The 13,638-nt window shown below is 60.5% G+C and carries 16 protein-coding genes; all 16 read left to right on the top strand.

The window, feature by feature from the left end:
- Nucleotides 1–2 precede the first annotated feature (2 nt).
- The 16 genes from traL to traF are packed head-to-tail and all read left to right on the top strand — an operon-like array spanning nucleotide 3 to nucleotide 13,560.
- A complete protein-coding gene (gene traL, locus AC6BYQ_RS24235; protein WP_042785939.1) occupies nucleotides 3–308 on the top strand; it encodes a type IV conjugative transfer system protein TraL in 306 nt (101 codons plus the stop codon).
- A 10-nt stretch (nucleotides 309–318) separates the two neighbouring features.
- Nucleotides 319–882, top strand: a complete 564-nt coding sequence (gene traE, locus AC6BYQ_RS24230; RefSeq protein WP_172691691.1) for a type IV conjugative transfer system protein TraE — start codon at nucleotides 319–321, stop codon at nucleotides 880–882.
- Nucleotides 872–1,600: a type-F conjugative transfer system secretin TraK gene (gene traK, locus AC6BYQ_RS24225; RefSeq protein WP_172691692.1), complete on the top strand. Its 729-nt coding sequence runs from the start codon at nucleotides 872–874 to the stop codon at nucleotides 1,598–1,600. The genes traE and traK overlap by 11 nt, the downstream gene beginning before the upstream one ends.
- Nucleotides 1,600–3,000, top strand: coding sequence for an F-type conjugal transfer pilus assembly protein TraB (gene traB / locus AC6BYQ_RS24220; RefSeq protein WP_172691693.1), 1,401 nt, complete (start codon nucleotides 1,600–1,602; stop codon nucleotides 2,998–3,000). The genes traK and traB overlap by 1 nt, the downstream gene beginning before the upstream one ends.
- A 4-nt stretch (nucleotides 3,001–3,004) precedes the next feature.
- Nucleotides 3,005–3,199 (top strand): P-loop NTPase family protein, encoded by a 195-nt coding sequence (locus AC6BYQ_RS24215; RefSeq protein ID WP_261451835.1) that lies wholly within the window; start codon nucleotides 3,005–3,007, stop codon nucleotides 3,197–3,199.
- Nucleotides 3,196–3,702 carry a hypothetical protein gene (locus tag AC6BYQ_RS24210; protein ID WP_261451838.1) on the top strand — a complete coding sequence of 169 codons (507 nt, stop codon included), beginning with the start codon at nucleotides 3,196–3,198 and terminating at the stop codon, nucleotides 3,700–3,702. The genes AC6BYQ_RS24215 and AC6BYQ_RS24210 overlap by 4 nt, the downstream gene beginning before the upstream one ends.
- Nucleotides 3,699–4,238: a type IV conjugative transfer system lipoprotein TraV gene (gene traV / locus AC6BYQ_RS24205; protein WP_261451846.1), complete on the top strand. Its 540-nt coding sequence runs from the start codon at nucleotides 3,699–3,701 to the stop codon at nucleotides 4,236–4,238. The genes AC6BYQ_RS24210 and traV overlap by 4 nt, the downstream gene beginning before the upstream one ends.
- A gap of 13 nt (nucleotides 4,239–4,251) precedes the next feature.
- Nucleotides 4,252–6,882, top strand: a complete 2,631-nt coding sequence (traC, locus tag AC6BYQ_RS24200; protein WP_261451855.1) for a type IV secretion system protein TraC — start codon at nucleotides 4,252–4,254, stop codon at nucleotides 6,880–6,882.
- The gene (trbI, locus tag AC6BYQ_RS24195) at nucleotides 6,879–7,298 is read left to right on the top strand and encodes a type-F conjugative transfer system protein TrbI (protein ID WP_261451858.1); all 420 of its coding nucleotides are present in this window, start codon (nucleotides 6,879–6,881) and stop codon (nucleotides 7,296–7,298) included. Before traC ends, trbI begins: the two co-directional genes overlap by 4 nt.
- Nucleotides 7,295–8,164 carry a DsbA family protein gene (locus AC6BYQ_RS24190; protein ID WP_261451859.1) on the top strand — a complete coding sequence of 290 codons (870 nt, stop codon included), beginning with the start codon at nucleotides 7,295–7,297 and terminating at the stop codon, nucleotides 8,162–8,164. The genes trbI and AC6BYQ_RS24190 overlap by 4 nt, the downstream gene beginning before the upstream one ends.
- On the top strand, nucleotides 8,161–8,799 hold the full coding sequence (gene traW / locus AC6BYQ_RS24185) for a type-F conjugative transfer system protein TraW (protein WP_261452435.1): 639 nt from the start codon (nucleotides 8,161–8,163) through the stop codon (nucleotides 8,797–8,799). Before AC6BYQ_RS24190 ends, traW begins: the two co-directional genes overlap by 4 nt.
- A gap of 11 nt (nucleotides 8,800–8,810) precedes the next feature.
- Nucleotides 8,811–9,188, top strand: coding sequence for a hypothetical protein (locus AC6BYQ_RS24180; protein ID WP_261451862.1), 378 nt, complete (start codon nucleotides 8,811–8,813; stop codon nucleotides 9,186–9,188).
- On the top strand, nucleotides 9,185–10,183 hold the full coding sequence (traU, locus tag AC6BYQ_RS24175; RefSeq protein WP_208061607.1) for a conjugal transfer pilus assembly protein TraU: 999 nt from the start codon (nucleotides 9,185–9,187) through the stop codon (nucleotides 10,181–10,183). The genes AC6BYQ_RS24180 and traU overlap by 4 nt, the downstream gene beginning before the upstream one ends.
- Before the next feature lie 10 nt (nucleotides 10,184–10,193).
- Nucleotides 10,194–10,868, top strand: coding sequence for a type-F conjugative transfer system pilin assembly protein TrbC (gene trbC, locus AC6BYQ_RS24170; protein ID WP_261451901.1), 675 nt, complete (start codon nucleotides 10,194–10,196; stop codon nucleotides 10,866–10,868).
- The gene (gene traN, locus AC6BYQ_RS24165; RefSeq protein WP_309149097.1) at nucleotides 10,865–12,769 is read left to right on the top strand and encodes a type-F conjugative transfer system mating-pair stabilization protein TraN; all 1,905 of its coding nucleotides are present in this window, start codon (nucleotides 10,865–10,867) and stop codon (nucleotides 12,767–12,769) included. The genes trbC and traN overlap by 4 nt, the downstream gene beginning before the upstream one ends.
- 41 nt (nucleotides 12,770–12,810) lie before the next feature.
- On the top strand, nucleotides 12,811–13,560 hold the full coding sequence (gene traF / locus AC6BYQ_RS24160) for a type-F conjugative transfer system pilin assembly protein TraF (RefSeq protein ID WP_373465638.1): 750 nt from the start codon (nucleotides 12,811–12,813) through the stop codon (nucleotides 13,558–13,560).
- Nucleotides 13,561–13,638 lie beyond the last annotated feature (78 nt).

Below are 13,638 nucleotides of genomic sequence, written 5' to 3'. Positions count from 1 at the left end.
GTATGTCGGGAAACGATCTGAACAAATACCGTTTCCCGAAAACACTGAGAACACAAGACCGCTGGTTTGGGTTTTGTCTTGATGAATTAATCCCCGTGGCTATTACTGGCGGCTGGTTTATCTGGCAGCAGAAATATATCACGGGGATTATTTTGGCGGCGCTGGTGTTCTGGGCCATTCACAAAGCCAAAAAGGGGAAGGGCAGTAGCTGGCTGCGTGACCTTGCATATTGGTATTTACCGACCTCGCTCGGCAAAGGCGTCTACAAGGTGGTCCCTGAATCGTGTTTTCGGAAATGGATAAAATAGGCAGGCGATAATGGAACACTCAGCACGTCTCAACTCAAACCGTATTATTGCCATTGGCTTTATTGTCATGGCGCTGTTGATTGCTGCGCTGACGGTGGCCGTCATTATCATGGCTATCAACAACTATCGCCTGCAGAACGAAAAACAGGTGGTGGCAGTCCCCATGTTGTTCAAGGCGCCGTTCGGCGTCTCACAAAACAGCGCTGATGCATCGTATCTCGAGCAAATGGCGCTCTCCTTTGTCGCGTTACGTCTCAATGTGACCCCTGAGACGGTCAACGCCTCACATTCCACCCTGCTCATGAAGGTAAAGCCGGCGGCGCAAAATGCCCTCAAGATTGTCCTGGCCGAGGAGGCCAACCGCATTATAGCCAGCAACGTCAATGCAGCTTTCTTCCAGACCAGCGTGAAAGTCTATCCCGCCCAGGGGCGTGTTGATATTCGCGGTGAGCTGCGTACCTGGATCGGTGACAGCGCCCCGGAAAAAGCCCTCAAGCACTACTCCCTTTATATCGATCGCAGCGAGGGTGTGACCTGGCTGGCCAAGTTCGTCGAGGTAAACGATGAAAACTAAACGTCGCTATGCGCTGATGGTTGTCGCTCTGACGGCCTGCTTCGGCGCCCAGGCCGGCACGGTGGATGCGCCGGTCACTATCCCACTGCAGAACGGCAGTCAGGCGCATGTTTCACTTAGCAACAGCGAACCCAACCTGTTCAACGTCCCCGGCGATCGCGTGACGTTCGTCAGCGGCGTGGATGAAAGCCTGGTGAATTATGAGCCGGCGGCCAACGGGGGGCTGGTGCTGAGTACGCTCAATAAAAAACCGTTCAGTTTTGTTATCGAAACCGAGCGGGGTATGAACTATTCCATTCGCGCCGTACCGCGTGCCGGTGTCGGCCGCACGTTCTCACTGGTGGGGGAGAGCCAGGGCGTTTCTGTTGCTGCCAAAGGCTGGGAAGAGGGGCAGCCCTACGAGTCCATGCTGGTCTCGCTCAACAAGTCATTGATGGAGGGCCGGTTGCCGGCCGGCTATGGGCAGATGCCGGTCACGCGGGAAGCGCTGGCCGCACCTTACGGTTTGCGGGCGCAGGCGCAGCAGGTCTGGGCAGGGCATCACCTGAAGGTGGTTCGCTTTGAGGTCAGCAATCCCGGCAGTGCCAGCCAGTGGGTCAACGAACACGACTTCTGGCAACGGGGTGTGCGGGCGGTGATGTTCGATACGCCTACCCGGCAGATTATCGGCGGCGGTCGCATGAGCGTGTGGATCACCTTGTCCGAGGGAGGCCGCTGATGGCGAACATCAATGTGCTGGTCAAGCGCAAGCAATATCTCTGGCTGGGCGCGGTCGCGCTGGCGGTCGCCGCGGCTATCGGCGGCGGTTACTACTTCTCGCAGGATGCGGAGCTGGAGACACAGCAACTTGCCGAACCGGCTCCCGACCTGACCGGGGTGGTCGACAATACCTTTGACGATCGCGTGCAGCAGCATGCCATCACCCAGACGCAGGCCGCACAGGCCGAGATCAACAAGCAATTTTCCGCCCTGCGTCAGGAAATCGACCTGCTGAACAAATCGCGTCTGGAAGATCAGAAGCGCATGCAGGTGCTGGAAGACGAAAACAACAAGCTTAAACAGTTTGGCGGACCGGGGGCGCAAACAACACCAGGGAACCCGGCCCCCGGTTCCGCCGCCTCCTTACCACCGCTGGTTAACGGCGTGACGCCCGAAGGCGAACCGATGCCAACACAGTTCCCGCCGGCAGCGGGCGGCGCGGTTCCGCCGCCGACGGCATTCTATCCGGGCAAAGGCGTCACACCGCCACCGAACGTTGAGTACAAGCCTATCCCGGTGCCCGGCCGTCTCTATCGCAAGTCACTGGTGCCGCCGGAGACCGGCCCCAGGAAAAAGAAATACCCCTACATTCCGACCGGCAGCTTCGCCAAATCCATCCTGATTGAGGGGGCGGATGCCAACGCCTCGGTGACCGGTAACACGGCCACGGTGCCGATGCAGGTACGGGTGACCGGCCGGATCGAGATGCCGAACAGCAAGACCTATGACGCGACCGGCTGTTTTATCAGCATGGAAGCCTACGGCGACGTCTCCAGCGAACGCGCCATCGTGCGCACCCGCAAAATCAGCTGCATTCGCGGTGACGACATTATCGATCAGGACATCGACGGCCACGTTTCCTTTATGGGCAAGAACGGCGTCAAGGGCGAGGTGGTGATGCGCAACGGCAAGATCCTCGGCTTTGCCTGGGGTGCCGGGTTCCTTGACGGTTTGGGCGAGGGTGCCGGCCGGGCGGCGCAGCCGACCGTTGGTCTTGGGGCAACGGCCAGCATGGGCGCCGGCGATATTGCCAAATCGGCCATCGGCGGGGGGGCCAGCAAAGCCGCTTCAACGCTCAGCGACTATTACATCAAGCGGGCTGAGCAGTATCACCCGGTGATTCCGATCGGCGCCGGCAATGAGGTCACTGTGGTGTTCCAGGAGGGCTTCCAGATGAAAACCATCGAGGAAGTGGCGGCGGAAAAAGAGAGCCGCCAGCAGGGGCAGACCGAAGGGAGCGACCAGCCCAAATCCGGGCAAAGCCTGAACGGGTTCAACACCGATCAGATGCTGAACCACCTTGGCAAGCTTGATCCGGCTCAGTTCGGTCTCGGCACATCAACAACAGGAGAGCGGTGAAAACATGAATAACAACGACAAACCCAATATCTGGTATTTCGATGACTTTCCTATTATAGGCGGCGCTTCCGCCGAGGTAGGGAACATGATCGTCTATGGCCGAACCGGCGCGGGTAAGACCACCTTGTTGCAAGGCGTCATTGGCCGTTACACCGACGGCAACAGCGAACAGGGTCACAACGGGGAGCCTGTCGAATGAATATCAATCTGCTGGGCATCAAAATCAGTCCCGCCAGTGGGGCGCTGTTTCGCTCGGAATGGCGTGAGCATAGGGCTGCCGTGTTGTTGTTTATTGGTGAGGTTTTCTGTACCTGGGTCTTGATCCTGGGGGGCGTGGTGTTGTCGCTTGCCGGCGTCGTCCTAATGGAGCCGGCAGCGCAGTCCCCTGATCAGGTGGTGGCGTTATCGCTGGGAATGCCGTACTCGGTATTCAGTTTTCGACTCGCCATTTCAGTTCTGATGTTGGCGGTGCCGGCGACGGCTCTTCGCATTCTTCATCACTTCTACTGTGCAGCAGAGCTGGAGTATCGCTGCATTACGGATTATCTCGATGCGCGCAGGCCGGAGGTGCGTCGCCACCTGGAAAAATCTCAGCGCCGACGAGAGGTAACCCAACAGCGCGATTTCGGTTCCGAGGCGGTGCGTGACGGTGTCTCCGTCATGTCGCCTGACGCTTCTGATAATGAGGACAACAAATCATGAAATCACTGCTTTTACTCCCCGCCCTGGGGGGCGTGCTGCTGCTGGCCGGTTGTGCCGGCGTCAGCAGCGAGTTCGGCTGTAACGCCACCACCTCTGACAGCTGCATGACGATGGAGCAGGCCAACGAGAAAGCCAAGTCGCTGGAAGAGGGCATCGAAGCAAAGCCGGCTGCGGCCGCATTGCCTCGCCTGGCTGACGGCGACTTTGCGGCAGTGGGACGGGATACCGGCCCCGTCCCTGTATCAGGCGGCAGCACTTCCCGTTTGTTGCCTCGTCAGGGGGCCGCATCCCCGGCGCGGGCGGTTCCGGCGTACCCGGCGATTGCGGCGCCGGCTGCCATCGTGACAACCGTCAGTACCTGCACGTTGCCGCGCTGTGCCGGCGTCGGCAGCACCCGACCGGCACGTCAGGCTGAACAGACCGCACAGCTGTGGATTGCACCCTGGATTGACAGTCAGGACGTCTATCACCAGCCGGGCAAGGTGCTGTTCGTGGTTAAACCCGCCGTCTGGGGCCAGCCCCAGTCCGTGTACTGACAGGGAGCCGTAAATGAATTTGCTCGACAAGGTCACCCATACCGCCAACAGCCTGCTGTCGGCGCTGAAAATGCCGGATGAAGCTTCTGCCGCCAACAAGGTGTTGGGTGACATGAACTTTCCTCAGCTGAGCAGCGTGCTGCCCTATCGCGACTACGACGAAGAGAGCGGGCTGTTCATCAACGCCGGCTCCATCGGCTTTGTGCTGGAAGCGCTGCCGCTGGCCGGCGCCAACGAGCAGGTGGTTCTGACGCTCGAAAGCCTACTGCGCACCAAGTTGCCGCGCGGGATCGCGTTGTCCGTTCACCTGATGGCCAGCAAGCGCGTCGGCGATCTGGTGGAATCCGGTCTGCGTGACTTCTCCTGGTCGGGCAAGGACGCGGACAAATTCAACGCCATCACGCGGGCCTTCTACCTGATGGCGGCAGAGGGTCGCTTTTCCCTGCCGCCGGGCGTTGATATGCCGCTGACGCTGCGTAACTATCGCGTATTCATCTCCTACTGCGTCAAGAGCAAGCGCCGTAACAAGGCGCTCATCACCGAGCTGGAGAACCTGGTCAAGGTGCTGCGTGCGTCGCTGATGGGGGCGAAAATTCCGACAGAGTCGCTTAATGACGAAGACTTTATCAACGTTGTGGGCGAAATCATCAACCACGATCCGAGCCAGCTGTACAACAAACGTCGCAAACTCGACCCGCTCAAAGACCTGAACTTCCAGTGCATCGACAACGGGTTTGGTATGGACGTCTATCCCGACTGCGTCAAAATCAACCTGCGTGATGCCGGCAGCAAGAAAGGCAGCGTGGCGCGGGTGATGAATTTCCAGCTCGAGCAGAACCCGGAGATGGCCTTTCTGTGGAACACCGCCGACAACTACGGCAACCTGCTGTATCCCGAGCTGTCGATCGCCACGCCGTTCATTATTACGCTGACGCTGGTCGTTGAAGAGCAGACCAAAACCTCTTTCGAGGCGAACCGCAAGTACATCGATCTGGAGAAAAAATCCCGCACCTCCTACGCCAAATTCTTCCCTGGTACGTTGGAGGAGATGAAGGAGTGGGGCGATCTGCGCCAGAGTCTGGCGTCCAACCAGACGGCGATCGTTTCCTTCTTCTATAACGTGACGGTGTTTTGCGAAGACAATGACAGCGTGGCGCTGCGCTGCGAGCAGGACGTCATCAACAGCTACCGCAAGAACGGTTTTGACCTGATATCCCCGCGCTTCAAGCAGCACTGGAATTTCCTGGCCTGCCTGCCATTTATGGCCGAGCACGGCGTCTTCCAGGATTTGGCGATGCATGGCGCGGTGCACCGCGCCAAGACCCTGAATGTGGTCAACCTAATGCCGATCGTCGCCGACAACCGTCTGGCGCCGTCCGGTCTGCTGGCGCCCACCTACCGCAACCAGCTGGCGTTTATCGACATCTACTCCGAGGTGATGCGCAACACCAACTACAACATGGCGGTATGTGGGACCTCCGGTGCTGGTAAAACCGGTCTCATTCAGCCGATGCTGCGCAGCGTGCTGGATACCGGTGGCGCCGCCTGGGTGTTCGATATGGGCGATGGTTACAAGAGCCTGTGCGAAAACATGGGCGGGGTTTACATCGACGCCCAGACGCTGAAGTTCAACCCGTTCGCCAACGTGAAAGACATCAACCTGTCGGCGACGCAGATCGCCAACCTGATTTCGGTGATGGCCAGCCCCGACGGCAACCTGGACGAAGTTCATGAGAGCCTGCTGGAGATGGCGGTCAAGGCCGCATGGTTGAGCAAGCAAAAGAATGCCCGCATCGATGATGTGCGTGACTTTCTGCGCGACGCAATGGATGAGGAGGTCTATCGCGATTCGCCGACCATCCGCAACCGCCTGCATGAAATGACCATCCTGCTGGATAAATACTGCTCCGACGGCACCTATGGTGAGTTCTTCAACTCCGACGAACCGTCGCTGCGCGATGACGTCAACATGGTGGTACTGGAGATGGGCGGCCTGAAAAACCGCCCTGATCTGCTGGTTGCGGTGATGTTCTCGCTGATGATCTACATCGAGGGGCGGATGTACCAGACATCGCGTCAGAGCAAGAAGCTGTGCGTTATCGACGAGGGCTGGAAGCTGCTCAACTTCAAGAACGCCAAGGCGGGCGAGTTTATCGAAGAGGGTTACCGTACCGCGCGCCGTCACCGCGGGGCGTACATCACCATTACCCAGAACATCAAGGACTTTGATTCGGACACCGCCAGCTCGGCCGCGAAAGCCGCCTGGGGCAACTCCTCCTACAAGATTATCCTGATGCAGGACGCCTCCGAGTTCAAAACCTATCTGCAGAAAAACCCGGACAACTTCACCCAGCTGCAGCAGGACATGATCGGGAAGTTCGAGTCGGCCAAAGACCAGTGGTTTAGCTCCTTCATGCTGATGGTCTCCGGCAAGGTCAGCTGGCACCGCCTGTTTGTCGATCCGCTGAGCCGCGCCATGTACTCCTCCCAGGGCCAGGACTTCGAGTTCATGCAGGCCCGGCGTGAACAGGGGGTATCGGTGCATGACGCCGTGTATGAGCTGGCGCACCGCAACTTTGGCGAGGAGATGGCGCGCATCGAGCGCTGGGTGGAAGAAAACTACACGGGGAGGGCGGCCGCATGACACTGCCTGCCATTATCACGACGCCAAATACTCCGGCACAGAAACGTGCCATTGCGCTGTGGGGGGCGGTCTGCGTGCTGATTGCCGTTCTGCTCAGCGTGGGGGCCACGCTGTGGCTGCTGCAGCGTCAGCCGGCGATCGTCACCTTCGACATGAAACAGACCATGGAGGCGTTCTACGAGAGCGCCGCCAAACAATCCCTGCCGCTGGAGCGCAGCAAGCTGCTGGCCGAACGGTTTACCGGCGCGCTGCAAACCAGCATCGCGCAATACCAGCAGCGCAACAACGTGATCATCCTGGTCTCGCCGGCGGTGGTGGGAGGGGCAAAGGACGTCACTCGCGAGCTGCAGCGGGATATTGCTGCCCGAATGCAGCGGGGCAATACCGTCAGCGTTGATAAGGAGTCGCAACCATGAAAGCAGATACCGCCTTTTTAGTGGGCATTACGCTGTGTGCAGTCGCCATTGCCGGTGGGTATCGGGTGATGATGATTCAGAACAAACCGTCTGAATCTGTGGCGGTTTCTCAGACTCAGCAAAAGGATAGCAGCCCCACCGTCCCTGTGACGTTTACCCCGGCGCAGCAGGAGGCCATCGGCCCGCTTGCCCGTGATTACCTGCTGGCGCACCCGGACATCCTGCTGCAGATGAGCGAGAAACTGGAAGCGCAGCAGCAGACCGCGGCCAATCGCACGGTACAAACTGCGTTGACCATGCAGCCTGAGCTGCAGGCGGCGTTATTGCACGATCCGGCGACGCCGGTTGTGCATCCTGACGGCGGCGTGACCGTGGTGCAGTTCTTCGACTATCAGTGCATCTGGTGCGCGCGTATGGCGCCGGTGGTGGCCGGCTTTGTGCGGGACAATCCCGATGTGCGCTTTGTGTTCAAGGAGTTCCCCATTTTTGGCAGCCGCTGGCCGATGTCGGTGCAGGCGGCACGCACCGGCCTGACGCTGTGGCAGCTCAAGGGCGGCGATGCCTATCTGGCCTACCATAATGCAGTCTTTGCCTCCGGTGAGAACGAAGGGCGGTTGTCGCAACCCACGCTTAATGCGTCACTCCTGGCGGCCGGCGCCGCGCCGATGACCGTACTGCCCGAGACGGAGAAAACGCTGCTGGCCACACGCGAGCTGGCCCAGCAGCTGAACATCAGCGGCACCCCCGCCTTTATCGTTATGCCGACCCGCGATGCGCGGGCGGATCAGGTGACGCCGCTGTACGGCGCCGTGGATGTGAAGGCGTTGCAGTCTGCGGTCGCACAGGCAAAAGCAGGAGGCCACTGATGCGCGTTGTCTGCCTGGTGTTCTCCTTATCACTGCTATCGAACATGGCGGTGGCCAAAGACTTTGGCACCTGGGGCGACCTGTACCCGGTGGCCGAGCCTGACATGCTGCAGACCATTCACGAACGTCTGACCGCGCTGCAGCGCAGCGGCCGTTGGGATGAGGAAATGACGGCGTTCAAAGAGCGCACCGTGAAGCACAGCCAGCGGCCTGAGCCGGTCGCCGGCATCGGAAAAACCGAGCGCTATGCCGAACGCTTCTTCGACCCGAGCGTGCAGCTCTCTTCTGACCTGAAAGACGACAAGGGGCGCGTGTTTGCTCGCAAGGGCGACGTTATCAACCCGCTGGCCACCGTGCCGTTCGCGCAGACGCTGTATTTCATCGACGGCGACGATCCGCAGCAGGTTGCCTGGATGAAGGCGCAGCAGCCGGAGACCCTGATGGTGAAGGTCATTCTGGTCAACGGCGACATTCCCAAGACATCTGCCGCGCTCGACAGCCGTATCTACTTCGATCAGGGCGGGGCGCTGTCGCGCCGGTTCGGGCTGACGACGGTGCCGGTGCGCATCACGGCGGCGCCGAGCGGCCTGCGGCTGCGTATCGAATCCATTCCTGCCGCCGGCAGCGCGAACTGAAGGGGATAAGCATGTTTGTGACACGTAAACGTTTTATTGCGACCGAGAATCAGCTGAAGAGCTGTCGGCAACTACTGGCCAACAGCCACATGAAACTTCAGGCGATACAAGCGGCTGAGTGCAGCGGTAGCGGGATTTACAAACGCATTCTGGAATGCCGCGAGATGGCCGAGCGGGTACGAGGTTTGATGATTTCCGGGGACTGCCGTGACGGACATATGCTGCTCGACCATCTGGCGTATATGGATAGCTGGCTCAGGCTCCTGGCATCGACGTTGCCGCAGGATGCTCATTCACGTCACCTGATCAAGGCCGTGATGGAGGGGGATCTGCAGGATGTTTACCGGGGAACACACTGGGCGGCCCATGGCCAGGAGCGTCGCGCATGAGCCGGTGCTGGCTCTCGACGTTGCTGGTTGTGGTCGGCCTGTTTTCGGCACCGTCTCAGGCGGCGGATGCGGCCTGTCAGGGGCGATTTGTTAACCCGATCACCGATATCTGCTGGCGCTGCATCTTCCCGCTCTCGATTGGCAGCATTCCGGTCGGGAAAGGGGATTTGCCGGATACCAGCAATCCGGGCAGCCCTATCCAGTTCTGCCCCATGCCGCCGCCGATTTTTCAGCGTATCGGGATGGCAATGGGGTACTGGGAGCCGATGGCCATGACTGACGTGACCCGTTCGCCGGGCTGTATGGTCAACCTGGGGGGCTTTAGCATCAACCTCGGCAAGATTGGCACCGGCACCGGCGGCAGCAGTGGCAAGGGGGACGTGACCACCGCGTTCTATCACGTCCATTGGTACAAGTACCCGTTGACCTACTGGCTGAACATCATCACCTCCGCGGGCTGTCTGCAGGGTGGGGACATGGATATCGCCTACCTGTCGGAAATCGATCCGACCTGGGTCGACAGCAGCCTGACCACCATTCTCAACCCGGAAGCGGTGGTCTTTGCCAACCCGCTGGCGCAGGGCGCCTGCGCGGCCGACGCGATTGCCAGCGGCTTTCATCTGCCGATCGACGCATTGTTCTGGTGTGCCGGCAGTCAGGGCTCGATGTACCCGTTCAACGGCTGGGTGGCCAAGGAAATCAGCCCGCTGCAGTCGTCGGTGCTGGTCTCGGAAAAGATGGCGTTCAAGTTGCACCGTCAGGGGCAAATCATGGAGTCCATCGGCAAAGACCGGGCGGTCTGCTTCGAGTACCCGTCGCCGATCATGCCGAAAGAGCGCTGGCGTTATCAGATGGTGAACATGTACCCGGACAGCGCCCGCTGTCACCCGATGGGGCGCAGCGTGATGCGCTGGGAAGTGGGCCACAACTCGCCGGCCAGCAAGAAGAACTTCGGCTACGTCATGTGGCGCAAGCGCAACTGCGTCTTTTTATAAGGAGAAGGTCATGACGACATACAGCAAGGCGACAGGGTTGCTGACAGTGCTCCTGACGGCGGCAACCGTACCGATGATCGCTGTCGGGAAAAAGGCGGCAGATCCTGTTGCTACCGCACAGCAGCAGGCGGCCGTCCAGGTGGACAGCAACCGGGCATGGCTGCGCGAGCAGGAAAAGCGCTCGGCTGACCTGCACCAAAACACCCCGGTGCCGGAGTTCCTGCGCAATCAGCCCCCGCGTTCGCTGGCCCAGGACGACCAGTCCTTTATTGACCAGCTGGCGGCGAAGCAGCGTCAGGACGCCGCCGAACAACCGGCCGAGGGGGCGCTGTACTTCGTGTCCTTCGCTATTCCCGAAGAGGGCATGCGCCGCATGCTGCAAGAGGCGCGTCGATTCGGCATTCCTGCCACGTTGCGCGGCATGGTGAATGGCGACATGCGCGAAACGGTGCAGCGGGTGCAAAAACTGGTGGAAGCCGGCGGCATCGACGGCGTGCAAATCGACCCGCAGCCCTACAGCCAGTTCGGCATCACCGCCGTGCCGGCGCTGGTCGTGCGCTGCGCGGCCGGCTTCGATGTGGTGAGCGGCAATCTGCTGATGGCGCAGGCGCTGAAGAAGGTCGCCAAAGACGGCGATTGTGCCGCCACGGCTCAGGCGCTGCTGGACAAGGAGAGCGGAAAATGACCCACCTGGTGAAGTCTCTGCCCGGACTGCTGGCAACACATGCCCTGGTGCTGGGGACGTTTATCTTCGCCACCGGCGATTGCCGGGCGGAAGGTGATGACGTGTTCCAGACCGGCAGCGAGTTTGCCAAACAGATTGCCGGTCAGGGCACGGGGACGCTGCAGAACACCAACCCGGCCAACGTGCTGCCGAACTACACCGATAACCCGAAAGAAAAAGGCTATTACGGCGGCGTCACAGCCGGGGATGCCAACACCCTCAAGACCGACGGCGGCACGGCCTGGGGCCAGACCGAGGTCGGGCAGGCGGTGACCGATTCGGTGCTCAAGAACCCCAAGGAGCCGATTTCTCATGATGCGCCCTTTATCCAGGCCGGCAAGGAGATTGAAGGCAAGGCCGAGAGCATCGTCGGCAAGACCGGCCCGGACTGCAAGGCCGAGCAGGTGACGCGCAGTGAGTTCACCCGTCATGTGTGCGAGCGCGATACGGCGGTGATGCGTACCTGCGAACGCGCCACCGACATCGGTGGCCACTATGAGACCCGCTATGAAGACCGTAACGCACACATCGATAAATCGATGATCCGTTGGTGGAAAGAGGGCAACCGCATTCACGGCACCTTTACCGCGCCGTTTACCGGCAAGCTGAATACGGGATCGATATACCTCGAGCTGCAGGACGAACTGCACAGTTATGGCGTGCCGCTGGCCTTTTCACTGCTGGTGAATGAGGTGCGCTATGGCCGTCAGGACTGGGGCAGCCGGCCGCTGAACGTCGGTAACGTCACGCTCACGCAGGGGCAGCAGGTCGATATTTTCCTCACCATGGACCCCGGTGGCCACCTGGATACCTTTCTGGATGCGATGGTCAGGCAGCTGAGCGGCGGCGGGGGCGGCTCGCCGATGGTGTTCTACGTGAAGTTCGACGGCAGTTCGTCGGTGCAGGTCTGGGTGCCGACCACGTCGACGCCGGCCGACTGTCCACTGGCGCAGGAGGCCGGGGCGGTGAAGGTCAATACCGTCTGCAGTGAGCCGGGCGGCGAACGCACGGTGACGGTCAACGGCCAGACCTACCCGGTGTGGGCCAGCTGCTGGCGCTTTACCGACACCTATCGGATGCAGGAGGCCGGCCAGGGCAGCTGCGAAGCCTATGCCAACAATCCGGCCTGCACTATTGCCACGCACGGCTGTGCCTTCTCCGATGAGTATGGCCAGTGCCTGCACGAGAACGTGACCTACTCCTGCGAAACCCGCACCACCGGGAATGTGATGTTGTGCGGTGGCCAGATGTACTGCCTGGACGGGGAGTGCGACAAGGCGCAGAAGGGCACTCAGGGTAACGACTTTGCGCACGCCGTTTCCGAGCTGGCCGCGGTGGCGGCCGCTGGCAAGGACGTGGCGGCGCTGAACGGCATCGATGTGCGCGCCTTCACCGGTAAGGGACAGTCCTGCCGCAAGGCGTTTGCCGGTTTCAGCGACTGTTGCAAGGACTCCGGGTGGGGTAACAGCGTCGGGCTGGCGCACTGCGACAGCGAAGAGAAGGCGCTGGGCAAGGCGAAAGAGAACAAATTGACCGTCAGCGTCGGCGAATACTGCAGCAAGAAAGTGCTGGGTGTCTGCCTGCAGAAGAAGCGCAGCTACTGCCAGTTCGACAGCAAGCTGGCGCAGATTGTTCAGCAGCAGGGGCGTGCGTGGCAGCTGGGTATCGGCTTTGGCGACGCAAAATCCCCCGACTGCCGGGGCATTACCGTAGACGAGCTGCAGCGCATCAACTTCGACCAGCTGGACTTTGCCAATTTCTATGAAGACCTGATGAAAAACCAGAAGGTGCCCGAAGACGCGGCACTGCTGGAGAAGGTTAAGCAGCAAATTGCGGAGCGCATGAAGGAGGCGGCCAAGTGAAAACGCGCGGGACTTCAAATGTCAATTTGGCGGCACGCGGGTTGGCCAACCGCAGGGCGGCAGCGCTGTTGGGCCTGAGCCTGCTGGGCGCGGCGTTCACCGCGCAGGCCGGCGGCTGGCAGTGGTATGAGCGGGAGGCCAACCCCGCTGACGAGGACATGCCACTGCAGGCAGCAGCCCCGGCCGCACCGGCTGGCGCACTGGAAAAGCTGCAGCTGCTGCAGCAGTCGCTCAAGGAGAAGCTGGCGGACGCCATCCTGTACCCGAGTACCGAGAACTTCGTGAAGTTCTTCCAGATGCAGAACTACTTTACCCAGCAGGCGGGGCTGTTTGAGCGCTCTGCGCAGCGCGCGTTCCTGGCGCACCCGGAGCTGGATTACAACCTGAAGCACAGCCACTACAACGGCACGGTGAAAAGCCAGCTGGCCGCCGACTTTGCCGCGCAGCGCGAAGCCATCGGCAAAATGGCGCAGCAGTACGGGCTGATGCTGTTCTATCGCGGCGCGGAGCCGATCGACGGTCAGCTGGTGAGCGTGGTGAAGGGCTTTCGGGACAGCTACGGGTTGTCGGTGGTGCCGGTGACTATCGACGGGGTGGTAAACCCTGCGATGCCGGAGACTCGGCGCGATGCGGGACAATCACAGCGGCTGGGCATCAGCCACTTCCCGGCGCTGGTGCTGGTTGACCCGCGCAGCGGTGCGGTCAAGCCGCTGGCCTATGGCTTTATCAGCCAGGACGATCTGGCCAAACAGTTCCTGAACGTCTTTACCGACTTCAAACCCAATTATTAACGGAGAATGAGATGAACGCATCCCAACTATTTGAGAGCGGCGAAGGGTTCGGCAGGTGAGGTGTGGATCCTCGCAGAC

This window comes from Serratia sp. LTN-2 (assembly GCF_059740205.1).
Note: the sequence above shows the minus strand (reverse complement) of the source record. Positions and strands in the feature narration are given on the sequence as shown.